The organism is Undibacterium parvum (assembly GCF_003955735.1).
Lineage (GTDB): Bacteria > Pseudomonadota > Gammaproteobacteria > Burkholderiales > Burkholderiaceae_D > Undibacterium > Undibacterium parvum.
Map to the genome: position 1 here is coordinate 1023554 of NZ_CP034464.1, position 23553 is coordinate 1047106.

The 23553-nt window shown below is 51.6% G+C and carries 20 protein-coding genes; 15 read left to right on the forward strand and 5 right to left on the reverse strand.

The features are described 5' to 3' along the window. Positions 1–94: 94 nt before the first annotated feature. Positions 95–1471 carry a tetratricopeptide repeat protein gene (locus EJN92_RS04335; RefSeq protein ID WP_126126689.1) on the reverse strand — a complete coding sequence of 459 codons (1377 nt, stop codon included), beginning with the start codon at positions 1469–1471 and terminating at the stop codon, positions 95–97. Positions 1472–1641: 170 nt separating this feature from the next. Between EJN92_RS04335 and EJN92_RS04340 the strand changes: the two genes are divergently transcribed. Further along, positions 1642–2175, forward strand: coding sequence for a GNAT family N-acetyltransferase (locus EJN92_RS04340; protein WP_126126690.1), 534 nt, complete (start codon positions 1642–1644; stop codon positions 2173–2175). A gap of 111 nt (positions 2176–2286) precedes the next feature. On the opposite strand, the gene EJN92_RS04345 is transcribed toward EJN92_RS04340, so the two are convergent. Then, on the reverse strand, positions 2287–3240 hold the full coding sequence (locus tag EJN92_RS04345; RefSeq protein WP_126126691.1) for an NAD-dependent epimerase/dehydratase family protein: 954 nt from the start codon (positions 3238–3240) through the stop codon (positions 2287–2289). Between the two features lie 145 nt (positions 3241–3385). Between EJN92_RS04345 and EJN92_RS04350 the strand changes: the two genes are divergently transcribed. Both EJN92_RS04350 and EJN92_RS04355 read left to right on the forward strand, forming a co-directional pair. Then, on the forward strand, positions 3386–4321 hold the full coding sequence (locus EJN92_RS04350) for a LysR family transcriptional regulator (RefSeq protein ID WP_126126692.1): 936 nt from the start codon (positions 3386–3388) through the stop codon (positions 4319–4321). A gap of 240 nt (positions 4322–4561) precedes the next feature. Continuing rightward, positions 4562–6304 (forward strand): sensor domain-containing diguanylate cyclase, encoded by a 1743-nt coding sequence (locus tag EJN92_RS04355; protein ID WP_126126693.1) that lies wholly within the window; start codon positions 4562–4564, stop codon positions 6302–6304. A gap of 674 nt (positions 6305–6978) precedes the next feature. Here EJN92_RS04355 and EJN92_RS04360 read toward each other — a convergent pair. Further along, positions 6979–7191, reverse strand: a complete 213-nt coding sequence (locus EJN92_RS04360; RefSeq protein WP_126126694.1) for a cold-shock protein — start codon at positions 7189–7191, stop codon at positions 6979–6981. 268 nt (positions 7192–7459) lie between these two features. After that, positions 7460–7819, reverse strand: coding sequence for a hypothetical protein (locus EJN92_RS04365; RefSeq protein ID WP_126126695.1), 360 nt, complete (start codon positions 7817–7819; stop codon positions 7460–7462). A gap of 347 nt (positions 7820–8166) precedes the next feature. Here EJN92_RS04365 and EJN92_RS04370 point away from each other — a divergent pair, with 347 nt between their 5' ends. From EJN92_RS04370 to EJN92_RS04415, 11 genes are all read left to right on the forward strand, one after another. Next, positions 8167–8472, forward strand: coding sequence for a hypothetical protein (locus tag EJN92_RS04370; protein ID WP_227869704.1), 306 nt, complete (start codon positions 8167–8169; stop codon positions 8470–8472). Between the two features lie 254 nt (positions 8473–8726). Next, complete coding sequence (gene glyQ, locus EJN92_RS04375; protein WP_126126696.1) at positions 8727–9680, forward strand: glycine--tRNA ligase subunit alpha; 954 nt, start codon at positions 8727–8729, stop codon at positions 9678–9680. A 67-nt stretch (positions 9681–9747) separates the two neighbouring features. Further along, positions 9748–11832 carry a glycine--tRNA ligase subunit beta gene (glyS, locus tag EJN92_RS04380; RefSeq protein WP_126126697.1) on the forward strand — a complete coding sequence of 695 codons (2085 nt, stop codon included), beginning with the start codon at positions 9748–9750 and terminating at the stop codon, positions 11830–11832. 15 nt (positions 11833–11847) lie between these two features. Further along, complete coding sequence (gmhB, locus tag EJN92_RS04385) at positions 11848–12408, forward strand: D-glycero-beta-D-manno-heptose 1,7-bisphosphate 7-phosphatase (RefSeq protein WP_126126698.1); 561 nt, start codon at positions 11848–11850, stop codon at positions 12406–12408. Between the two features lie 71 nt (positions 12409–12479). Beyond that, complete coding sequence (locus EJN92_RS04390; protein WP_126126699.1) at positions 12480–13232, forward strand: lysophospholipid acyltransferase family protein; 753 nt, start codon at positions 12480–12482, stop codon at positions 13230–13232. A 19-nt stretch (positions 13233–13251) separates the two neighbouring features. Then, positions 13252–13392 (forward strand): hypothetical protein, encoded by a 141-nt coding sequence (locus EJN92_RS21780; protein WP_227869705.1) that lies wholly within the window; start codon positions 13252–13254, stop codon positions 13390–13392. Positions 13393–13447: 55 nt separating this feature from the next. Beyond that, positions 13448–14356, forward strand: coding sequence for a M48 family metallopeptidase (locus EJN92_RS04395; protein ID WP_126126700.1), 909 nt, complete (start codon positions 13448–13450; stop codon positions 14354–14356). Between the two features lie 100 nt (positions 14357–14456). Further along, on the forward strand, positions 14457–14864 hold the full coding sequence (gene gloA, locus EJN92_RS04400) for a lactoylglutathione lyase (protein ID WP_126126701.1): 408 nt from the start codon (positions 14457–14459) through the stop codon (positions 14862–14864). A 369-nt stretch (positions 14865–15233) separates the two neighbouring features. Continuing rightward, positions 15234–16304, forward strand: a complete 1071-nt coding sequence (locus EJN92_RS04405) for an HD domain-containing phosphohydrolase (protein WP_322348675.1) — start codon at positions 15234–15236, stop codon at positions 16302–16304. 80 nt (positions 16305–16384) lie between these two features. Next, positions 16385–17533 (forward strand): FIST signal transduction protein, encoded by a 1149-nt coding sequence (locus EJN92_RS04410; RefSeq protein WP_126126702.1) that lies wholly within the window; start codon positions 16385–16387, stop codon positions 17531–17533. Continuing rightward, a complete protein-coding gene (locus EJN92_RS04415) occupies positions 17533–20730 on the forward strand; it encodes a PAS domain S-box protein (protein ID WP_126126703.1) in 3198 nt (1065 codons plus the stop codon). Before EJN92_RS04410 ends, EJN92_RS04415 begins: the two co-directional genes overlap by 1 nt. Before the next feature lie 117 nt (positions 20731–20847). Here EJN92_RS04415 and EJN92_RS04420 read toward each other — a convergent pair whose 3' ends face one another. Beyond that, positions 20848–21483, reverse strand: a complete 636-nt coding sequence (locus EJN92_RS04420) for a TetR/AcrR family transcriptional regulator (protein ID WP_126126704.1) — start codon at positions 21481–21483, stop codon at positions 20848–20850. A gap of 126 nt (positions 21484–21609) precedes the next feature. Here EJN92_RS04420 and EJN92_RS04425 point away from each other — a divergent pair, with 126 nt between their 5' ends. Further along, the gene (locus EJN92_RS04425) at positions 21610–23493 is read left to right on the forward strand and encodes an amidohydrolase (RefSeq protein WP_126126705.1); all 1884 of its coding nucleotides are present in this window, start codon (positions 21610–21612) and stop codon (positions 23491–23493) included. Positions 23494–23553: the final 60 nt, after the last annotated feature.

Sequence of the window (23553 nt, forward strand, 5' to 3'; positions counted from 1 at the left end):
AAAAAGAGGAGATAAAAAAAGGCAGGGTGCAGCAAGTTCAAACACCAGCCCCTAACGCAGCAAAGGCGACATTTTAACAGATGCGCAGCCCGTACTAGCTTCTGTCAGCCAACTCCTGCAGCGCGGTCGCCACTCGCTGTATCACTGCTGGCCAGTCACCACCGCGGCTTTGGCGAAATAGCCGCATGCTGGGATACCAGGGTGTATCTTGCCTGTCGGTCAACCAGCGCCAGTCTGCACGGTAATCGGGCAACAGCAACCAGCAAGTTTTACCCATGGCACCGGCCAGATGCGCGACCGCAGTATCGACGCTGATCACCAGATCGAGATTGGCGATCAGTGCCGCAGTATCGGCAAAATCCTCCAACTCCGCACCATAAGGCAGCACTTCAAACCCCTCACGCGGCAATTGATCCTGACCTGGGCCTTTTTGCAAGCTGACAAACTGCACGCCAGCCACCTCCATCAGCGGGCGCAATAATGCGATTGAAGCCAGCGAGCGATCCGCATCATTTTCAAACAGGGGGTTACCTTGCCACGCCAGGCCAACACGCAGCTTGCATAAATTATCCGATGGCAAACGCTGCGCCCAGGCTGCGATGCGCTGTGCTTCAGCGGCCAGATAGGGAATCGGTGCAGGTATGGTCTCAAGCCGGGTCTGACAGTAATACGGCAAGCTCATGGGCGGGCTCCAATAATCCCAGCCGGAAGCGGGCAACTCTTGATTAAAATCGAATAGATGATCGACGCCGGGCAAGCTGGCAAACAGGCGCTTGAGTGCAGGATGGCATATCAGGCCGATCTGGCACGCGCCCATGCTTTTCAGGATCTGCGCATAGCGGCAAAAATGGATCATGTCGCCATGCCCCGCCTCAAACACTATCAGCACAGATTTGCCGGACAAAGCTTGGCCCTGCCAACGCGGGAAGTTAAAACGATGCGCATAAATTTGATCACTGTCGCGCGCTTCCAGATACTGCCAGCCCTCCTCAAAGCGCCCCTGACGCAATAAAATATAGGCCAGATTAAAACCCGCCTTGGCGTAATTTTCATCGATTTCTAAGGCACTACGATAACAGTCTTCAGCTTCGCGCTCGCGCTGCATGCAGGCCAGCAGCATACCGTAATTGGACCAGGCTGCGGCCGACTCCGGCGCTAACGCCAGCGTTTGCAGATACACCAGCTCAGCCTCGCCGAAGCGCTTGCGCTTGGTCAGCAACACGCCCAGATTGAGCTGCACCTGCAGACTATCCGGGTCCAGCGCCAGCGCTTGTTGGTAGTAAGTTTGCGCCACCTCCAGCTGGCCGGCATGCTCTTGCAATAAAGCCAGATTCGCCAGCGCCTCGGGCATCTCGGGTGCTACAGCCAAAGCTGCGATATAGGCTTTTTCAGCCGCGACTAAATCGCCCTGCTCTAGACAGCGATTCGCATCATCAAACAAAATTTCAACAGCACGAGGATAAGCGGGCATGGACTATCTACACAAAACTCTAGGTGGACAATTGTGCCATAAATCAAAAACAAGTAAACGCATTGCGGTTGTCGCACAGCGATGTGCTTGAGGTCCTTGATTTAGTTTATGCTGCCATCTCCAGCTTATCGACTACGACAACAACTGAACCTATTTTTGAGAACATCGCCATGCAACTACCCACCACCATCCGCGCATTCAAAGCTGAAGAATGGCGCATCCATAAACAACTACGTCTGGCCGCATTGGTAGAGGCGCCGTATGCTTACGGCAGTACGCTGGAAGCTGAACAACTACGTTCCGACGCACTCTGGCAAGAGCGCCTGCAACTAGCCTGCGCAACGGACAGAGAACACGTTTTTCTGGCCGAGGTCGGGGCTGAACCAGCTGGTCTGTTGTGGGCCAAGTTCGCCAGCGATGCGCCGCAGGTGGTCGAGCTTTTTCAGATGTGGGTGCGGCCCGTGGCCCGTGGACACGGTGTCGGCGCAGCCTTGCTACAGAGTGCGATTGAGTGGGCTAGCCAGGCCGGTGCGCGCTGCGTAAACCTAGGGGTGGCAGTCGGTGACACACCAGCCGTCAAACTATATCAACGCGCTGGTTTTAGCTTTGTCGGGGATGCGCATGCGATGCGTCCTGGCAGCAGCATCATGGCGAAAAATATGCAACTGCACTTGCCAGCGCAACTGCCAGTAAATACTTTTTAAGTAGGCCCCTGCCAGCGCGCATATCCCATGCGGGCTGCAGGCCAGGCAGGCTGGGAAGCCGCATAGCTTATGCGCGTCCGGTGTGCGCGCCCGGCCAGCCTCTACTTTGCTTTATCGGATTGAGGCCGCCAAGGCTTGTTGCAAGGAAGTAGCGGGCAACGGACCGATAAAATTTTCTAACCGGGTACTGACCAGTTGATGCGGACGTTGCCACAGATAGCGCATCTGAACCACCGAGCGCAGCAGCGGCGAGACCAGGGCGATCAATTTAAATAGCCACCATGGCAGAGCCTTAGCGCGCAGCTTGCGACCGGTGATTGACTCTAGCGCCTGATGCATTTCCTTAGCGCTGGCGCTCAGGCCGGGGTAATGAAACACCTGATAGCCGCTCAGGCTGCTGCGGCGCTCGGCCACTCGCACAAACACCTCGGCCAAATCCGGCAAATAGGCCCAGGCGTGGGGCAGATCTTCTGGCCCCATACGCGTGACCACATTTTTATGCAGGGATTTGGTGATCGCCAAATCTAACCAGGATCTGTTGCCGCCCAAAAAATCTCCCGCCCGTATCACCACACTACGCAAGCCCTGCACGCTGGCGGCGGCGATACTGCGCTCCATCTGTATCCGTAATAGGCCCTTACCATCATGCGCGGCGAACGCAGTTTCTTCGCTCAGTAAGGCTGGCAACTCTGACCCAAAATTATAGACATTGCCCGGCACCATGAGCAGGCCGCCCGTGCCTTGCGCAATTCGGATCGCGGCCGCGGTACTCGGTGCGAGTAAAGTATCCCAGCGTGCGTAATCAGGATTGAGTGCATGCACCACGACATCAACCTGGCCGACTGCAGCGATCAATTTGCTGGTATCTAAGGCGTCGCACAGCAGATGCTCCAGGTTTTCCATGACAGGAAAATCCATCGTCGATCTGGCCGCTGCGATCACGCGCCAACCCGCAGCCGCAAAGGCCTGCACTGCGGCTCGTCCAAGATTGCCTTTGGCGCCCAGTACCAGCACGCTAGGTTTTGCATGCTTCACTTCGTCTGTGGAGAGTGTATTTGCTGTCATGATAGCGTTCCCTGAAAAGACCTTCGATTGATGATGTCGCTATTTTCAGATGTAAGGAATGCCATTACAATACGCATACATGCATGCCTCATATGCAAATATGAATAGATAAAACAAACGAACGAGCGAGCGAGACCCCCACCCTATGGCAAGCCAACAATTTGTAGCAGCCCAAACCGACTGGAACCTGATCCGCGCCTTTGTGGCCGTGGTCGAATATGGCTCTTTGACGAATGCGGCACTGCAATTGGGACTGAGTCAGGCCACCCTATCACGCCAAATCGCCGAGTTAGAGCAAGTCACAGGATCGGCCTTGTTTGAACGGGTTGCACGCGGGCTCAAGCTCACCGCAGCCGGTGATCATTTAGTGGCGCCGGCGCGCCATATGATGGTGGCGGCACGGGCGCTAGGTATGGCAAGTGCCTCGCAAGATAAGGGTTTAAGCGGCACGGTACGCATCACCGCCAGCGAAATCGCCTCGGCCTATGTGCTGCCCCCCATCCTGGTCAAGCTGGCAGAGCTGCATCCTGAGATACAGATAGAACTGGTGGCCAGCAACCAACTCAGCAATCTATTAGAGCGTGAAGCCGATATCGCGATCCGTATGCTAAGACCGACGCAGTCGGCCTTGATCACCAGACACATAGGCGATTGGCCACTAGGCATGTATGCGCATAGCTCCTACTTGAACAGCGTCAGCTTTAAAAATCAGCAGCAAACGCTCACACTGAGCGAAAAGGCCGATGTGACGACGATGGCGGGCTACCGATGGATAGGCTACGATCAATCGGATCAATTACTGGCAGGCTTCCGCGCGGCCGGCATCCTGATACAGCCAAGTTTTTTTGCATTTCGCTGCGACAATCATCTGGTCAATTGGCAAGCCTTGCAAGCCGGTTTGGGCATAGCCATAGGGATGCAGTGGCTGGCGCGCCAATATCCGGATTTACACAGGGTAGTGCCGGAGCAGGCATTGCCGAGCTTGCCGGTGTGGTTGACTAGCCATAGAGAGCTCAAATCGAATCAAAGAATCCGCACGGTATTTGATTTTTTAGCGCAAGAGCTGAGTGCAATCGAATAAGCCAGGATAGCGCATTCGCTGCCCACGCCACATTGCCAAAAGCGCAAAAACTTAATTTTCAAATAATGCTTGTGTGAATCATTGAAAATTTCTCTCAACCAATAGCTTTTTGTCATAAAAATTCCTCTAGTCGCATGGTATATTCGCGCCTTGTTTCTTTGGGCTGAACAATATCAGCGTCCATTTGCGCCTCATAGCTGTCATTAATTAATTTATTTAGCAAGCACCGAACGCGAACACATGAATCACACTGCTGCAGTCAAGAATACCTTTTCTTTAAGGACGATTTTAATCGTTCCCTATGTTGCATTAGTGTTGGTATTAGCCAGCGCTATAGGCTGGCTCTCGTATCGGGCGGGTGATAGCGCGGTGTTGACAGTATCGGATCATCTCTTACTCGAAACGGCAGAACGCATAGGACAGGCCATCGATCGTCATTTAGTCGGATCAGGTGCGACGCTAGAGGCTGCCTTCCCAAACGGCATGCTGGCACAAGCCGATATCGATAAAGATTTAGTCAATCTGCGCAGCCGTTTCTGGATTGCGACTTCGCTGCATATCGATCCGAATAATTACGTTTACTACGGCAACACCGCCGGTCAGGCGATCGGCCTGTATCGCCACTCGCTGGAAGAAGGCGAATTGCGCATCAAAACTAAGCCGGAAGAAAATCGCATACGGTATCGCTTTAAAGGCATAGACGGGCCCTTACAATTCCATTCGAAAGAAGAAAAATTGTTTGATCCGCGTAGCCGACCCTGGTACACGGCTGGTGCGAATGCGAAAAACGACACCTGGACTTCGGTGTATATCGATTTTGGTACCCAGGACTTAGTCGCAACCCGCGCCCGCAAAGTGTCAGCCGCAAACGGCAAACTGGCTGGCGTAGTAGCGACTGATATGTCGCTACGTTCGCTCAATGATTTTGTGCGTAATCTAAAAATGTCGCAGCATGGCCTAGCTTTCATCATAGAGCCTAATGGTGATCTGATCGCAGCCTCTAGCGGCCCCAACGTGCAACACTCCAAAGATGGCAGCAATGTCCGCATCAATGCCAAAGACAGTGGCAATCCATTTTTAAGCGCCATCTACCTCAAGCTATTAGCAATGGATATTGCTCAGGAAAGCAGGGGCAATGCCAAGACCTTTAGCTTTGAAGATGCTGCCGATGAACGCATTCACGTCGCCTACCAAAAAGTCAAAGATAATACCGGGCTAGAGTGGATTACCGTGGTGGCCGTGCCTAGCAAAGATTTTATGGGCGATGTACTGCAAAATATACGACGCACCGCCTTAATTAGCGCGCTCGCGGCTTTATTGGCGATCTTGATTGGTCTAAAAATCTTGAACTGGGTAGCCACAGATTTACAACGCTTATCGCAGGCTGCGGTGCAAGTGGGAAATGGGCTTATCGATGCACCGCTAGAAATTCTTCGCAATGATGAAATCGGCGTACTCGCCAATAGTTTTAGAACCATGCAGCTACGCCTGCAAACCGACAAACTCACAGGTTTAAAAAATCGCGATGCCTTTGAGCGCGGGCTCAATGCCAAGATCAGCCAATACCATGCCTCAGATAAAAAGCAGGCATTTGGCGTGATGTTCATCGACCTCAATGGTTTCAAGGCGATCAACGATCAGTACGGCCATGATGCCGGCGATTTTGCGCTGATTGAAGTGGCGCGTCGCCTCAGCAACAGCGTGCGTAACGGTGACGTGGTAGCCCGATATGCGGGCGATGAATTTGTCATCATGCTCAATGATATCGCCCAGCGCGAGGGCTACGCAATTATCCGCCAGCATATTGAGGCGGCCATGGCACAGCCACTAAAATTAGCCAATCTTGCGGATGCGCCAGAAGTACAACTCGGCGGTGCCATCGGTATCTCGCATTTCCCAGAGGACGGCATAGACGCCGTGGCGCTGTTGAAAGTGGCGGATCGCAATATGTATGTGCAAAAATTTGCCGCTAAGGCAGTCTAAACAAGTGCGGTCTAAACAAGTGCGGTCTAAACAAGTGCAGTCTAAGAAAGTGCGCTGAAAACAAAAAAGCCCACCAAAGGCGGGCTCTTCATTCTTTACGACGACTCGCCTGCAACCCATGCTATCTGCGTGGTGCCACTGGCTGACTGGCAACCCACACTATCTGTGTGGTGTCACACTACACCAAAAACCCGTGCTATCTGCGCGGTGCCTCTGGCGGTCTGGTCATCTGCACGTTAACCATACTCCTTGCGGTTTTAACGTGCTGTCAAACAAATTAATTGCTCCACAAATTAATTAAATCATTTTCCTAGGTCGCTGTAATTGTCAGTGCCTGGCCGATTAGAATTAATTGCGCGCTCCTGAGTCTCGCCATGCGCTAGGCACAGCAATCACTCTCTCACTGGTGATTAGTATCACTGGACAATTAGACCTTTTCCTAACAACCCATGCTATCTGCATGGTGCCGCCAGCCGGTAAGAATTGTCCTGCGCTGTAGTAGCAAGCGCTGCGCGCTGCGCTACTAATGTGTGAATTCACCTTACTTAGCTATTCTCTGCGCCCGAAACCCATGCTATCTGCATGGTGCCACGAAGGGCATAAGAATCAGAGTATAAGTAAGGCTAATCCGTCTCTCAAGTACTTGGCAACACGTGATTGCCGAAGTTAATCAATTAAGAAAGAACTTGGATATTGCCGGCTTTGTCGCCTTTAGGACCAACACTGCGCTCGAAAGAAACGCGTTGGTTTTCGGACAAACTCTTAAAGCCTGTAGATTGTATGTCTTGAAAATGGGCGAACAAATCTGGACCACCAGCATCTGGTGTGATGAAGCCGAAGCCCTTAGCGTCGTTGAACCATTTGACTATGCCTGTTTGAGTGGACATGTTATTTCCTTAAAAATTTTAAATATAGGCAAGCTTGCCTTGGAAGGCACTTGAAACCAAGAGATGAAACCAGAGGAAATAAAACAGAACGACTAGAAGAAACAGCCATGCAGAATTGGGACCAACGAGATTACGACCTGATGCAAGTACGGGACGAAATATAAACCAGTAATTTAGCTTTGTCTAGTTTTATTTTGCATGCCTGCGCTTCAGACCTAGCTGAACCGCAGGCATGCAAACATTTTTCGACCACTGACTTACCTCGCAATTAAGCAGGCAATTTCGCCGTTTTACGCTTAGAAAAAAACATGATGAGTCCGGCCAAGATTAAGAATGGCAGCAGTAAAGGACTTAAGGCCAAAGCCAAAGCACCCAAGATAAACGCGACTAACAGAGCCAGGAAAATCGCCACGCCTACCAACACCAGACCGGTAAGGCTGAGCGCAAAAAAAAGTGCGACCATACCTATCATCAAGCCCAACATCCCCAAGCCGAAGCCGAGCACGCCACCGACTTGTTCGCCATCGATCTGCAGCATAGGCGTATCGAGAAAAAATGCCGAAGAAATACCTGCTATCAGGAAAACTGCAATCAAAGCAAATACGCGATTTTTAGTTGTGGTTTTCATGCTCGGGCTCTTTCTATTTGTAATTAGGGCTTACGCAAAATCGTTCCAGCTAGGCGTGCCGCCGAAGACAGTACGCTAGTACGGCAAGGCGGTTACAACGACGCTGGGGCAGTTTTGCGTAAGCTCGATTGAACAAGGAAATCTTGATTCAATGTTGCTATCTTAAATAGTCAATCAGCGCCGCGCAATTAAGATGAGACAGTCTGCAAAATTCGAGGTTTAAACGGTCATAGGCTGCGCCAGAAGGAAAAAATAAAAGCCCAAGAAGAATATCGGCAAATCGGCAAAGCGCGCACTACAATCAAGAAGTAAGCCTAAAGACTGTCAATCAGACTAAGGAGGGCGCAATGTTGGCGAGCGTGCAACAACTACAAGAACTCATGAAAGAAGTCGAAAACGAAGACCCTATCGATTTCGCCGACCTGCCGTTCGAAGAAGATGATTTGCGTCTGGTTACCGCCAATCACATTTGCCAGATGGCGGCGACTCTAGAAAATTTTACCGAAGAAGATCGTCACCTGACCTTATTGGCGGTCGCCGCCAAACTAGTCTTAGAAAATATGGTCTTGCACATACGCCTAATCCGCCAGCACGGCCAAAACGTCGAGCTAGATATTGCCACTATTTTGCAGACGATACGCGATAGGAAATGAGCCGACCCTAGCGCACAAGCTGAAATATCCCCGATAAGATCGACAATTGACATTCCTTCAGGCAATTCCAGATGGTCTTGCGCCAGCTAATTGCTCTGCTTTGCAAGGCTTTGTTCTGCTTCCCAAGCGCCAAATCGAGCCGCAAGCCGTCTACACTGCAGCAAATTCTCCGATTTGCTGGAAAACCCGTTAAAATCGAAGGTTGAGTAATTATTATTCGCCACCTAACATTCGCGAAAAAGGCAGACCGCATTATGCTTACGTTTCAACAAATCATCCTGACACTACAAGAATACTGGAGCGCCCAGGGCTGCGCCTTGCTGCAACCTTATGACATGGAAGTTGGCGCGGGCACTTCGCATACCGGCACTTTCCTGCGCGCAATCGGCCCGGAACCTTGGCGCGCCGCCTATGTACAACCGTCGCGCCGCCCTAAAGATGGCCGTTATGGCGAAAACCCAAACCGCCTGCAGCACTACTATCAATATCAGGTGGTTTTGAAACCGGCACCGGAAAATATCCTCGATCTTTACCTCGGTTCGCTCAAGGCGCTGGGCCTCGATTTACAACAAAACGATATCCGTTTCGTTGAAGACGATTGGGAAAACCCAACGCTGGGTGCCTGGGGTCTGGGCTGGGAAGTCTGGCTGAACGGCATGGAAGTAACGCAGTTCACTTATTTCCAGCAGGTTGGCGGTATCGATTGCAAGCCTATCCTGGGTGAAATTACTTATGGAATAGAACGTCTGGCGATGTATTTGCAAGGCGTAGAAAACGTCTACGACCTGGTCTGGACCGAGCGCGAAGAAAATGGCAAGACGATACGCCTGTCATATGGCGATGTATTTCATCAAAACGAAGTTGAGCAATCGACCTTCAATTTTGAATATTCGAATACCGATTTTCTGTTCACGCTGTTTAGTAACTACGAAGCCGAAGCCAAACGCTTGCTGGAAGTGACCGAAACTTCGCTGGCATTGCCAGCTTACGAAATGATCTTAAAAGCCGGGCATACCTTTAATTTGCTCGATGCCCGTGGTGCGATTTCGGTGACCGAACGCGCTGCCTACATAGGCCGCATCCGCAATCTATCTCGTGCCGTGGCAGCCGCTTATTACGCCTCACGCGAAAAACTGGGCTTCCCTATGTGTGCGGCAGATGACAGGCACAAGCCCGCAGTTGCAACAATAGTGACAGCAGCCGTTTAAGCGACGGGGGCAAGTGCCCCACCTGAACCTAGCGCAACAGCGACGAACTCTCCCGGAATAAAGAAACATGAACCCAACATTATTAGTCGAATTATTTACTGAAGAATTGCCACCCAAGGCACTGGCCAAACTGGGCGAAGCATTTGCCGCCGGCATCTATAACGGCCTGAAGTCGCGCGACTTTTTGGAGGCGGACTCCATCGTGACTGGCTACGCCTCACCGCGCCGGCTGGCGGTCAGCATCAGCGCAGTGCGTGCCACCTCCCCTGATAAATTATTGCGCGAAAAAGTCTTGCCGGTCGCCGTGGCGCTCGATGCCGCGGGCAACGCCAGCGCTCCGCTGTCTAAAAAATTAGCAGCGATGGGCTTCCCGAATTTGCAAATCAGCGATCTGGAGCGCGCCGTCGATGGCAAGGCCGAGAGTTTTTTCTACAATCACACGGCAGCAGGCACGGCCTTGGCCGCAAGTTTGCAAAGTGCGCTGGAAGACAGTATCGCCAAATTGCCTATTCCTAAAGTGATGAGTTATCAGCGCCCGAATGGCGACACCGTGCATTTTGTGCGCCCGGTACACAGCATCATCGCCTTGCATGGCGACGCCATAGTGCCACTAAACCTGTTAGGTCTGAGTGCGGATAGACTGACGCAAGGACATCGTTTCTTGTCCGCTGGTGGAATCAGCATTGCGCACGCCGACGACTACGCTGCCGCACTGGCGAATCAAGGCAAGGTGATTGCCAATGTTGGCGAGCGCAAGGAAAAAATTCGCAGCGCGCTACTGGCCAAGGCTGGCACAGATCTGGTGCTGATGCCAGAGGCCCTACTAGATGAAGTGACGGCGCTGGTCGAATGGCCGGTGGTGTATGAATGCAATTTCGAAGCAGAGTTTTTGGCGGTACCGCAAGAATGTCTGATATTGACGATGCAGACCAACCAGAAATATTTTGCATTAACGGACGCCGATGGCAAACTGCGTTCGCGCTTTTTAATCGTCTCTAACCTGGAAACAACGACGCCAGAACACATCATTCAAGGCAATGAGCGCGTGGTACGTCCACGCCTGGCTGATGCCAAATTTTTCTTCGAACAAGACAAGAAAAAAACCCTGGCCGCCCGCCTGCCAATGCTGGCCAATGTGGTGTACCACAACAAGCTGGGCAATCAAGCCGAGCGCATGCAGCGCGTCACCAGTCTAGCCGGAAAAATCGCACAGACACTGGGCTACGATGTGGCACTGGCAGAACGTGGTGCAATGCTGGCCAAGGCCGATTTGCTGACCGATATGGTGGGTGAGTTCCCTGAGCTGCAAGGCATCATGGGCACCTATTACGCGCAGCACGATGGCGAGCACGCCGAAGTGGCAGCGGCAGCTTCCGAACATTATCAGCCGCGCTTCGCTGGCGACAATTTGCCCGCTAGCGCCACCGGCACCGCCGTGGCATTGGCGGATAAATTAGAAACTCTGCTTGGCATCTGGGGCATAGGCTTGCAGCCAACTGGCGACAAAGATCCTTTCGCACTGCGCCGCCATGCTTTAGGCGTCTTGCGTATGCTGGTAGAAAAACGTTTGCCACTGTCACTGAGCCATTTATTGGCAGATGCAGTCAGCGTGTTTGCTGGTAACGCCAATTTCAAAGATCCATCTGCCGATGTGCTGAACTTCTGCTACGACCGATTGCGCGGGCAATTGCGTGATAAAGGTTTTTCGCAAAGTGAAGTCGAAGCAGTGGTTGCGCAAAACCCAGACAATCTAGGCAACATCGTCGAGCGCCTGCAAGCGGTTCAGGCCTTCGCCACCTTGCCAGAATCTGCCTCTTTGGCCGCGGCCAACAAACGCATCACCAATATCCTGAAAAAAGCCGAAGGCACACCGGGCAGCGTCGATCTCACACTACTGCAAGAGGCCGCAGAACAGGCTTTGCAAAAGGCCATGGCCGATGTGAAGCCGCTAGTCGATGCGGCATTTAGCCAGGGTGATTTTACTGGCGCGCTCAAGACTCTGGCGGCCTTACGCAGCGAAGTCGATAGTTTCTTCAATGATGTGATGGTGAATGCCGACGATTTGGCGTTGAGGAATAATCGCTTAGCCTTGCTGGCCGAATTGCATGGCATGCTCAATCAGGTCGCCGATATTTCTAAACTGGCGGCATAAAGCACAAGGCCTAGTATGAAACTCATCATCCTCGACCGCGATGGCGTGATCAATCAAGATTCGGATGCCTTCATTAAGTCAGCTGACGAATGGCATGCTCTGCCCGGCTCTATGCAGGCGATCGCGCGCTTGAATCAAGCCGGTTACACGGTGGTGGTGGCGACTAATCAATCCGGGGTGGCGCGCAAATTATTTGATATGGCCACACTCAATATCATTCATCAAAAAATGCATGCAGCGGCGCAGCAGGTCGGTGCCAGCATCGATGCGGTTTTTTTCTGCCCGCATATTGCCGATGATAGTTGCGATTGCCGCAAACCCAAGCCGGGCATGTTTCAAGAAATCGCGCGGCGCTATGCAGTAAATCTAAAAGGCGTGCATAGTGTCGGCGATTCTTTACGCGATCTACAGGCAGGGTTTATGCTCGGCTGCATACCGCACCTGGTATTAACTGGCAAAGGTCAACAGACTTTGGACAAGGGCGGGCTGCCGCCCGGCACCCAAATTTATCCGGATCTGGCGGCCATGGTCGAGGCACTACTCACTAGCCAGCTCAACACGGGATCTGCCGATTGAATCAGTGAGTAAGGAAAAACGGCAAGCAAAATAGCCAGCCATAAAAATAACAATTTTAAATTAGACAAACGATGCTCAAGTTCACACTTTTTATTCGCTCTTTTCTGTTCTTATCGGTCATGATCATCGTCACGGTGATCTGGGCTCCGATCTGCATTTTGTTCGCCCCGCTTCCGTATAACCAGCGCTATTACGCCACGGCACGCTGGAACGTGTTCATGATCTGGGCAGCAAAAGTGATTTGCGGGATACGTTATCAGACCAAGGGTTTTGAAAATTTCCCGGATGGCCCAGTGATCGTTTTATCCAAACATCAATCGGCCTGGGAAACCATCTTCTTGCTGATGGCGACACCACGCCCACTGGTGTTTGTGTTTAAAAAATCGATCACCTACATCCCCTTCTTCGGTTGGGCGATTGCCTTGATGCGCATGATCCCGATTGATCGTAGCAAGGGCAAGGATGCGTTTGCACAAGTGGTAGTGCAAGGCCGTATCCGTCTGGCCGATGGTCAGTGGGTCATCATGTTCCCGGAAGGCACGCGTATCCCAGTCGGACAAAAAGGCCATTACAAAGGCGGCGGCACCCGCCTGGCGGTAGAAACTAATACCCCGGTCATTCCGATTGCGCTGAATTCGGGTGAATGCTGGCCTAAGAATTCTTTTCTCAAGCGCCCTGGCTTAGTGACAGTTTCGGTAGGTAAGCCGATTTCACCCGAAGGTTTGACAGCACCCGAGCTGATGCAAAAAGTAGAAGACTGGATCGAAGCCGAAATGCGCGTGATTTCACCGCAGGTGTATCAGGCTGAGCAACCTAAGAAGTAAACTAGGTGGAAAAATAACCGTGGGAGCAAAATACCTGTCATTGACGATCATCTTCCTGAACGTCGCCTTATTTGCCACAAAAAATCCAAAAATGAGAGCGATTATTTTGGGGTCTATGCTAAGCGTCGCCTCACTGGCGATGTTTGGCTACTTGGGATAATCGCTAGCGCCCCAATATCTAGCCGCATGTACAGCATAATCAAAGACAGTAGCCGATGAAATCAACCCTGGGACAAGTGCTGCAAAGAGCCTTGCAACTAGATTTTTTCAATGATCTCTTCGGCACCGAGAGATCCGCTCCGGAAGTGAGCGCGCCGCCTGTTGCACCTAAAATCGGCAAGACTAAACCGCTAGCGCCACCCAAAGTGGGCGCCACCAATCAGCGCCAGATTCAGTTGAAAGATCAGCTATTGGAATACAGTCTGCTGCGCTCGAAACGGCGCAGCATAGGCTTCCTGATCAATCACCATGGCTTGCGCGTCACCGCCCCGCGCTGGGTCACGATCGCCGACATAGAACTGGCGATCCAGGAAAAACAACGTTGGATACTGAATAAGCTCAGCGAGCGCCATGAACGTCTGGCACAGCGCGAAAAAACCGCGATGCGCTGGCAAGATGGTGCCAGCTTTTTGTATCTGGGCAAACCACTGACGCTCAGACTATTCCACGCCGGCCACAGCAATATCCGCCACGATCAGGCGCAACAAGAACTGCTGCTGACGCTAGCACAAGCGAGCGCGCTGACGCTCACTGGCGAGGCCTTAGAGCTGGCGATTAAAGACAGAGTTAAAGCCTGGTTGCAGCAAGAAGCAAGGCAACTATTCGCCGCCCGTATGCCGGTGTATGCAGAAAAACTCGGGGTCAGTTATCACTCTATGTCACTCTCCAGCGCCAGCACACGCTGGGGCTCCTGCACCTCGCAAGGAAAAATTCGTCTAAACTGGCGTCTGATCCACTTTGCGCCGGAGTTGATCGATTACGTGATCGCGCACGAACTATCGCACCGGCTAGAGATGAACCATAGCGCGCGCTTCTGGCTGCATGTGCAGTCGGTGTTTCCTAATTTTGAACTGGCCAGACATCATTTACGGCAACACGCAGCCACCGATTTTCCTGCATTTTAGGGGAGTATCCATATGCATCACTGGTTTGCGCAATAAACACGTGCGCAATTTAATCATTACCACCCATACTCCTACAGAGTATATTTCATAGAGAGCATTTATGCGAATACTTCACACCATGCTGCGCGTAGGCAATTTGCAGCGCTCCATAGATTTTTATACCGAAGTGCTGGGCATGAAACTATTGCGCCAGTCCGACAATCCAGAATATAAATACACCCTCGCCTTCCTCGGCTACGGCAGCAATCCCGAGCATACCGAGCTAGAGCTGACTTATAACTACGGTGTAGACAGCTATGACTTGGGCAGCGCCTACGGCCATATCGCCATCGCCGTGCAAGACGCTGCGCTGGCCTGCGCAGCGGTCAAAGCCAAAGGCGGCAAAGTCACACGCGAAGCCGGCCCAGTCAAAGGCGGCAATACCGTAATCGCCTTCGTGGAAGATCCCGATAACTACAAAATTGAACTGATAGAACGCAAGGGCGAGCAACAAGCCGTCACGCTGTAATCAACAGCAGCAAGGGGCTCTAAAATAAGCCGCCTGCACGCTCACGCAGACCCCATGCGGCTTGGCGGGCAGATGCCGCCAACCGGCGCATGCCATATGCGCGCTGGGCCGGTCATGCTTTCAAATTTACCTGGCAATCCGACTAGCTAGCGCAAGATCCATTTGCAAGCTCATTCTTACAGATACGCCAAGTTAGCTCTGCGGCTGATTTGCGTGAAAAGCGAGCCGAACTAAAAATTACGGAATTCCTACGAAGAAACATTTCTTTTACGTCTGGCGTCAAAAGCTGTACTCAACCCGCCGACATTAAAATATACTAGAAGAAAAATGTGATGCTCACATCGCAAAAAAATCTCAGGGGACGGTGTTATGGAAATGAACATCTTGGTAATCGACGATGCGCCCATGAATGTGGCGCTGCAATGCCATCTGCTGGGGAAAATTGAGGACTGCAGGCCTGTCAGTTTCCTCGATCCAGAGTCTGCGCTGGCCTGGTGTGAAGAGCATATCCCGGATCTGGTGATGGTCGATTTTATGATGCCGGTGATCGATGGCGTCGAATTTATCCGGCGTTTTCGCTGTATTTACGGCTGTCAGGATATTCCGGTACTGATGATTACCGCCAATGATGAAGTCGAGTTGCGCTATCAGGCGCTGGAAGCCGGTGCCAACGATTTCCTGATCAAGCCCATCGATAAAATAGAATTTCTGGCGCGCACCAAAAATATGTTGGCACTGCGCAGAAACCAGCGCTATTTGGAAGACCGCGCGGCCTGGTTAGACGTCGAAGTCAGGAAAGCCACCGCCGAAATCCGCAAACGCGAGCAAGAGACCGTGCTCAGACTCTCTAAGGCAGCCGACTCACGCGACCCGGAAACCGGCGCGCACATTGTCCGCATGGCGAATTATTCCCGAGTGATCGCCGAACAACTCGGCCTGTCGGCCGCGCAACAGCAATTGATACTCGAAGCGGCACCTATGCACGACATAGGCAAAGTCGGCATCCCCGATCACATACTTCTTAAGCCGGGCAAATTATCGATAGAAGAATTTGCCATCATGAAAAAACATGCGATGCTGGGCTATCAAATTTTGGCGGAAAGCCAATCCGAGATGCTACAGGTGGGGGCCGAAATCGCCTTATCGCACCATGAGAAATTTGATGGCAGCGGTTACCCACACGGCTTGGTCGGTGAAGAAATTCCCTTGTTCGCCAGAATCGTCGCAGTAGCCGATGTGTTTGACGCTCTGACCTCTGAGCGCCCCTACAAAACCGCCTGGGACATCGATAAGGCTCTGGCGCTGTTACACGAAGGCGCCGGCAGCCACTTTGATCCGCAATGTGTGGCGGCCTTCGTGGCCGACTGGCCGCAGATTTTAGAAATCAAAGCGCGCTACCAGGAAGAAAATGAGCAAGATCAAAGTTATGGTTTGTATTGATTTTCTTTGCGTTGATTTTTATCGTATGAAGACCTGCTACTAAATTTCACCTCCGTAACCCAACTCGTTTAGGATAAATCATGAAAATCGCCCAAGTAGTTTTGCAGAATCTGCCCGCCGATTTAGACAAATTATCCAGCTTGGTGGCCATCGAGCCTCAGCTCATCCTGGTATTTGGCTACACCGCACACTTTGCCGATCCCGCCCTCAACGCCAGCCTGACAGCGCACTTTCCGAACGCACAAAGAGTGGGTTGCACCACCGCAGGAGAAATAACGCCGGCTGGCGTCGTCAATCACTCTACCGTAGTGACTGCCCTGCACTTTGAGGCTGTCGCTTTTAAAGTTGCCACGGCAGCGTTAGCAAGCATGGAAAAGTCTTTTGATGCGGGTGCTGATTTAGCCAAAAAACTGCTGGCGCCTGAGCTAAAAGCGGTCTTGGTATTAGGACAGGGCGTCAACATTAACGGCAGTGGTTTAATCGCGGGCATGGCCAGCGAATTGGGCGATGCCATGCCGGTGACCGGTGGCTTAGCGGGCGACGATGGTGCTTTCGTAAAAACCTATACTTTATCCAACGCCGGGGTATCAAGTTCTGAAGTAGTGGCGATCGGCTTCGAGGGCGAGAAGCTGATATTCTCTCACGGCAGTTTTGGTGGCTGGAAAGCCTTTGGACCGACCCGCAAAGTAACGCGCTGCGTAGGCAATATTTTGTATGAACTCGATGGCGCACCTGCACTGGATGTGTATAAAAAATATTTGGGCGAATACGCCAAAGATTTGCCTGGCTCCGGCCTGCTGTTTCCTTTTGAAATGCTCAGCGACGCGCGCGAATCATTGGGGCAGATCCGCACCATCTTGGGGGTGAATGAAGAGGATGGCAGTTTGGTCTTAGCAGGCGTGATTAATCCAGATGGCTATTTGCGACTGATGCATGCGCATACCAATGATCTGGTCGACGGTGCAGAAACCGCTGCCAAGGCCAGTATTGCTGCGGCTCCAGACTGCCAAGGTCAGGCGCTGGGATTATTGGTCAGCTGCGTAGGGCGCAAACTCGTGATGGGAGGACGGGTAGACGAAGAAGTAGAAGCAGTGCAAGAAATTTTGGGCGAAAACACGGTCTTATGCGGCTTTTATTCTAACGGTGAGATCTGCCCTGGCTATCAACTAGAAGCCTGTAGCCTGCATAACCAAACCATGACGATTACCTATCTGGCCGAGACCATGTAATGACACACAAGCTGTCTTTGCGCCAATACAAGCGCTTACTCGGCATCCAGGGTGAAGAACAATTGGCCGCTTTATTGGCCGAGTTCGAAGGATTGGATCAGTCCGCAAATTTAAGTGCACAAGCCAAGACCGCACTCAAAGGCATGCGCCAGTATTTATCGCAAGTCGATGAGGCATATACTCAGGCCGACCGCGATCTGGCTTTAGGCAAACTCAGCCTAGAGCTAAGCTCGGATGAATTAAGTCTGGCCAATCAAACTCTGAGACAAGAGGCGGAAACCCGTCAGCAAGTGCTCAGCACACTCAGGCGTGCCACCAACGATGTACTGTCGCAATTGGGTAAGCATTTAGCCGATGAAGACAGTCTGGAAGAACTAAGTCATGTACTGGCCGGCTTGGTGACAGAACTACTCAGTACCCGCGCTGAACTGCAAGAGGCGCTGGCAGCCATCAAGAATCAACAATTTGCACTCGACCAGCATGCCATCGTCAGCATTACCGACGCTGCCGGCAATATTATTTACGCCAATGAGCAGTTCTGCCAAATCAGCCAATATCCGCGCGAAGAACTGTTGGGCGAGAATCATAGGATAGTCAACTCAGGCTTACACAGTCAGAATTTTTTTGCGCATTTGTGGCGCACTATCAGCGCTGGCGAGGTTTGGCACGGCGAGATCAGAAACCGCGCCAAAGATCAATCTTTGTATTGGACCAATGCCACAATAGTGCCGTTTCTTGACGTACAAAAAAAACCTTACCAATACATCTCTATACGCACCGACATTACCGATCAGCGTTTGCTGAAAGAAGAAATCGAAGCCAGTAAATCGCTGTTGGAAAACGTCATGAATACCTTGGGCGAAGGCGTGTACACGCTCGATGCTGAAGGCAAATGCAACTTCGTGAATGCCGAAGCGCAAAAAATACTGGGCTGGAGTCTAGCGCAGCTATACGGGCGACAATTGCATGATGTGATACACGCGATAGATGTAGAAGGTAGGCATGTGGCGCTGGCCGATTGCAGGATCAGTAATTGCATTAACACTGGGCAGGTATTCCGCTCTGAAAATGAATATTTTAAGGACCAATCCGGGCGCGTTTTTCCGGTCTCTATCGTGGCCTCACCGATTTTCGAGAACGGCAATATCGTCGGCTCGGTAGCTGCATTTCAAGACGTCACTGCCAGACATGCGGCCGACGCCGCTTTGCGCCAGAGCGAAACCAAACAACGCATGCTGTTAGATAACGCGGCCGATGCCGTGTTTGTCGCGGATAAAAATGAACGCTGGATCTATGTCAATGATCTGGCACTGAGCATGCTCGGCTTTAGCCGTGATGAATTAATCGGCAGCACGATCTACGATTTGCTGCCGCTAGAATATCGTGAGATTTCGAAGCAGCGCTTTGGCGACAAACTCAGACGCGATAAATTGATACGTAGAGAAATTCATCTACTGACAAAAGCTCAGGGTCAGGTCCCGGTCGAAATGAATGTCGCGCTGCTACCAGATGGCAGTATTTATGGTTCATGCCGCGACATCACCGAACGCAAAGTCTTTGAAACTGCATTGATACGTGCGAAAGAAGGCGCAGAATCGGCCAGCAAAATAAAGAGTGATTTTTTGGCGACCATGAGCCATGAAATCAGAACACCGATGAACGGCATTATCGGCATGACAGAATTGGCGCTCGATACACAACTCAGTAGTGAGCAGCGCGACTATCTGGAGATGGTGAAATCCTCCTCACATGCCCTACTTAGTATCATTAACGATATTTTGGATTTTTCCAAGATAGAGTCGGGCAAACTAGTTTTAGAAAAAATTGAATTCCCCTTGGCGGAATTAATTACCACTAGCCTCAAGGCAATGGCTTTGAGGGCAGATCAAAAAGGCCTGGCATTAGTCTGCAAGATCGATCCCCGATTGCCGAAAACTTTGCAGGGCGATCCTGGACGGGTCAGGCAAGTCATCACCAACCTGATTGCGAATGCGATTAAATTTAGCGAGCACGGCAATATCACTTTAGAACTGCGTCTGGCACATCAGATGGGCTCACTGGTCGAAGTGTTTTTCTCAGTCACCGACACCGGCATAGGAATCGCCAAAGAAAAGCAAGCCGCCATCTTTGAGCCATTTAGCCAGGCAGATGCCTCGACCACTAGAAAATACGGTGGAACCGGACTGGGCCTCTCGATCTGCACCCGCCTAGTCGAGAGCATGCAGGGACAACTGAGGGTGCAAAGCGAACTAGGTAAAGGAAGTACTTTTTATTTTACCGGTATTTTCGGCATCGCGAATGAGGCCAGCAATGAGGATCTCACGATTGAGCCTGCCACTCAGATCGCGCTGTCTAGTCAGTCCAGCGAGACGGCGCACGATGCAGATTTGAGCCTAGCCAAGCACGACAGTTCAAATAAGCAGCTACGCATTTTGCTGGCAGAAGATAATCTGATTAACCAAAAACTAGTGCTCGCATTGCTCAAGAAATGGGGTCACAGTGTGGTCGTCGCCGAGACTGGCAAGCTGGCGATACAACACTTTATGCAAAAACCCTACGACCTCATATTGATGGATATGCAGATGCCAGAAATGGGCGGCATCGAAGCTACTCAGCTGATACGTCAAATCGAAAACGGCAGCAGCCACATCCCCATCATTGCCATGACGGCCAATGCCATGAATGGCGACCAGCAACGCTGTCTGGATGCGGGTATGGATCACTATCTGTCTAAACCAATTCAGACCCAAGTCTTGCACGACCTCTTGTTGTCGTATGCCAGCCAATTGACACAAAATGACAGCACGCCCCGCCCCAGTGTTAGCCCCAAACGGCGGGCCACTGACCTCAGCGATGCGGCACCTGACTTCGATTACGAGGCGGCCTTGCTTAGAGGCGACCGCGATGTTTTACTCATCATCTCGCCTCTATTTTTAGCGGGATGTGAGAAGCAAGTGCAAGAAATCGCCGATGCAATTGCCCAAAGGGATCAAACACTCTTACACAGAAGCGCGCATACCATGAAGGGATTGGTGAGTAATTTCATGGCCACCCCAATAGAAAACCTGGCGAAAGAATTGGAGCTGAAGGCTAGAAATGGAAACTTTGAACGTGTCGAAATTATTTTCTCGGAAATGAAGGTGCAACTTGAACTAATGAACGCGGCATTAAGAAAATTTGTCGCATCGATCCACTAGCAACGCTATCGCAAATTCATCATTCACTATTGAACCAGACACTACTAATAAAAATACACTAGCACCGTAAGAAAAAATAGCAGAATTTAGCGCACACAAAGAACTAGTGATGCGGGCTCATGAGTGCTTTTTTTTCGGCAAGCATAGACGTAGCAGGTGTATCGCCTGGCTGCGTTGCCAGCGTAATACATGGCGTGCTTGCTGCGGCGGCAAGCGTCCCGCCAGCGACAAGGCGGTATCGACCTCGACGTAAAACATGCGTGCAAAAGTCAGTAATTTTTCATCGTCCCAGCGTGCACCGTAATGACGAAACACCTGCGTCCAAAATCGGGCAGTGACGAGCTCATGCGCTTTTTCCAGCTCGCGCAAACACGGCAGTGACTCCATCAAACTGGCCAGTAAGCGGTAGCCCCATTCGGTATCGGGTATCGCACTCAACTCTGCATTTACCTGGCGCAGCAGCGCCACGAACGGCAAATCCAGATTATTCAAATCGGCATACCGTGCATAGACCGCCTGCACCTTGGCGATCCAATTATTCGTAAGCACGCAAAGTATCGCCTCCTTGCTACCGAAATAACGGTATAGCGAAGCGATATCTACCCCCGCTTCTTGCGCAATATGGTTGGTAGAGAGCTCGGCGATTCCAGTACGTTCCAGCAACACCAGGGTAGCATTGAGCAGGCGCTCTACCATCTGACGCGAGCGAGCCTGCCTAGGCTCACGATAGAACAGGGGATTATCTTCGATCATAGCAAAAAACCATAATGATACAACGTCCAAGGCCGCGCTTGACACCGCTATATTTACGATCGCATAATTAAAACTCCAGTAATTACTGGCATTTTAAAAATAAGACGATTAGAAAGTGATGAGACTATGCTTTGGAAAATATTTGCGGGTGCCAGTATTCTGGTATTGGGTCTAGTTGGATGTATGTCTGGTGGCGATGGCGCGGCCATCATCAAACCGGCGGCCATCGTATTGAGAGGCGGCAAGGTCATGACGATGGATGCCAACAACAGCACGGCACAGGCCGTGGCGGTCAACGGCAACCGCATCGTTGCGGTCGGGACCGATCAAGAAATTGCTCGCTATATAGGCCCAAATACCCAGGTCATCGATTTAAATGGCAAGACCCTATTGCCTGGATTTATTGATTCTCACATACATCCAGTCAGCGGTGCCGAGCGTCTAGCGCAATGTAGCGTCGATGGGGCAGCTTTATCGGTCGCCGATATCATTAGCTATGCGCTGCAAGATTGCCTGCCCAAGGAAGTCAATCCGGCTGCCGACAAATGGATACAAATCGTCAACGTCAATCCGGCTAATTTTTCCGCCAGCGCCACCGATCTCGACCGTATCAGCACTAGCCGTCCGGTGCTGTTGGCCGGTATCGATGGCCATACCTCCTGGGTCAATACTAAGGCACTGGCCTTGGCCCATATCGATGCCAACACACCCGACCCTAGCGGTGGCCAGATAGAGCGCGACAGTCAGGGACTAGCCACAGGATTTTTAAAAGATGCGGCACAAGGATTGGTGATGGCGATTATTCCGGAACTGTCATTGCGCGAGAAACTCACGCTGACCCAGCAAGCACTCGATCTGGTGCGCTCTAAAGGCATTACCTCTATACAGGATGCCTGGGCCAGCCCGCAAGTGATGGAAGTGTATGAAGCACTGGAAAAAACCAATCAGCTCAATATGCGGGTACGCGTGAATTTAAAATCGGAAATCATCGATACTGAAGCCGAATATCAACGCCTGCTCACCATCCGTGCCCATTTTGCCGGACATCCTTTGATACGCGCTGATGGCGTCAAAATTTTTTCGGATGGTGTAATCGAATATCCTACCCAAACCTCGGCCATGATGCTGCCCTTTCTGGATGCGAATGGTCAGCCCACCGAGAATTTCGGTGGCCGCTATTTTGAACCTAACGTCTTGAATCGCTATGTGGCCAGACTCGATAAAGAGGGCTTTAGTATCAACGTGCACTCCATCGGCGATTTCACCACTCATACAGTGCTCGATTCTTTCCAGTATGCCCGCGATAAAAACGGTGTAAGCGACAACCGTCATCAAATTTCGCATCTGCAAATCGTCGATCCTGTGGATTTTCCGCGCTTTGCCAAACTCGGCGTAGCCGCCAACATGCAGCTATTTTGGGCTGAACCTGACGAATACACGATGGACGCCGTTGCCCCGTTCATCCGTCCAGAAACCCATCGTTATATGTACCCGGCCGCTAGTCTGAAAGCTGCGGGCGCCACCTTGATAGGCGGCAGTGACTGGCCAGTAGACGCGATTCCGGGTGACCCGATGCCGAACACACCGCTGGCCTCTACACAAATCGCGATCACCCGTCGAAACGCGCAAAGTGACTCGCCCCATTTCGGCGAAATACTGCATATAGAAGAAAGCAGCGATCTGCATACCATGTTAGCGGCCTACACCATTAACGCCGCCAAAGCCCTGAAACAAGACGCCAGTACCGGCTCCATAGAAGTAGGTAAATTGGCCGATCTGGTAGTGCTCGATAGTGATTTGAGCAGCACCGCGGCCGCGCAAATCGACAAGGTTCAGGTGTTGTACACCTTATTCAGCGGCGCCATCGTATATGACGCCAGCAAGGTGCAAACTACGCAAAAACTGCAACAAAAGAGAGTAATGCAGAGCAGCGCCATGCGCAGCGACGGCATGCCGCTTGCGATCAAACGCCAGCGCCGTAGCCACGATATGTGCGGGCACGATCACTAAGCGCACAGCTACCTAGCACCCACCCGATAAAACACGAAGACAACACTGCACCACGGCGCA

What these genes read in the sequence shown, in the direction of transcription:
- EJN92_RS04335 (WP_126126689.1), bottom strand. Translation starts at nt 1,471, where the DNA reads ATGCCCGCTTATCCTCGTGCTGTTGAAATTTTGTTTGATGATGCGAAT.
- EJN92_RS04340 (WP_126126690.1), top strand. Translation starts at nt 1,642, where the DNA reads ATGCAACTACCCACCACCATCCGCGCATTCAAAGCTGAAGAATGGCGC.
- EJN92_RS04345 (WP_126126691.1), bottom strand. Translation starts at nt 3,240, where the DNA reads ATGACAGCAAATACACTCTCCACAGACGAAGTGAAGCATGCAAAACCT.
- EJN92_RS04350 (WP_126126692.1), top strand. Translation starts at nt 3,386, where the DNA reads ATGGCAAGCCAACAATTTGTAGCAGCCCAAACCGACTGGAACCTGATC.
- EJN92_RS04355 (WP_126126693.1), top strand. Translation starts at nt 4,562, where the DNA reads ATGAATCACACTGCTGCAGTCAAGAATACCTTTTCTTTAAGGACGATT.
- EJN92_RS04360 (WP_126126694.1), bottom strand. Translation starts at nt 7,191, where the DNA reads ATGTCCACTCAAACAGGCATAGTCAAATGGTTCAACGACGCTAAGGGC.
- EJN92_RS04365 (WP_126126695.1), bottom strand. Translation starts at nt 7,819, where the DNA reads ATGAAAACCACAACTAAAAATCGCGTATTTGCTTTGATTGCAGTTTTC.
- EJN92_RS04370 (WP_227869704.1), top strand. Translation starts at nt 8,167, where the DNA reads ATGTTGGCGAGCGTGCAACAACTACAAGAACTCATGAAAGAAGTCGAA.
- glyQ (WP_126126696.1), top strand. Translation starts at nt 8,727, where the DNA reads ATGCTTACGTTTCAACAAATCATCCTGACACTACAAGAATACTGGAGC.
- glyS (WP_126126697.1), top strand. Translation starts at nt 9,748, where the DNA reads ATGAACCCAACATTATTAGTCGAATTATTTACTGAAGAATTGCCACCC.
- gmhB (WP_126126698.1), top strand. Translation starts at nt 11,848, where the DNA reads ATGAAACTCATCATCCTCGACCGCGATGGCGTGATCAATCAAGATTCG.
- EJN92_RS04390 (WP_126126699.1), top strand. Translation starts at nt 12,480, where the DNA reads ATGCTCAAGTTCACACTTTTTATTCGCTCTTTTCTGTTCTTATCGGTC.
- EJN92_RS04395 (WP_126126700.1), top strand. Translation starts at nt 13,448, where the DNA reads ATGAAATCAACCCTGGGACAAGTGCTGCAAAGAGCCTTGCAACTAGAT.
- gloA (WP_126126701.1), top strand. Translation starts at nt 14,457, where the DNA reads ATGCGAATACTTCACACCATGCTGCGCGTAGGCAATTTGCAGCGCTCC.
- EJN92_RS04405 (WP_322348675.1), top strand. Translation starts at nt 15,234, where the DNA reads ATGGAAATGAACATCTTGGTAATCGACGATGCGCCCATGAATGTGGCG.
- EJN92_RS04410 (WP_126126702.1), top strand. Translation starts at nt 16,385, where the DNA reads ATGAAAATCGCCCAAGTAGTTTTGCAGAATCTGCCCGCCGATTTAGAC.
- EJN92_RS04415 (WP_126126703.1), top strand. Translation starts at nt 17,533, where the DNA reads ATGACACACAAGCTGTCTTTGCGCCAATACAAGCGCTTACTCGGCATC.
- EJN92_RS04420 (WP_126126704.1), bottom strand. Translation starts at nt 21,483, where the DNA reads ATGATCGAAGATAATCCCCTGTTCTATCGTGAGCCTAGGCAGGCTCGC.
- EJN92_RS04425 (WP_126126705.1), top strand. Translation starts at nt 21,610, where the DNA reads ATGCTTTGGAAAATATTTGCGGGTGCCAGTATTCTGGTATTGGGTCTA.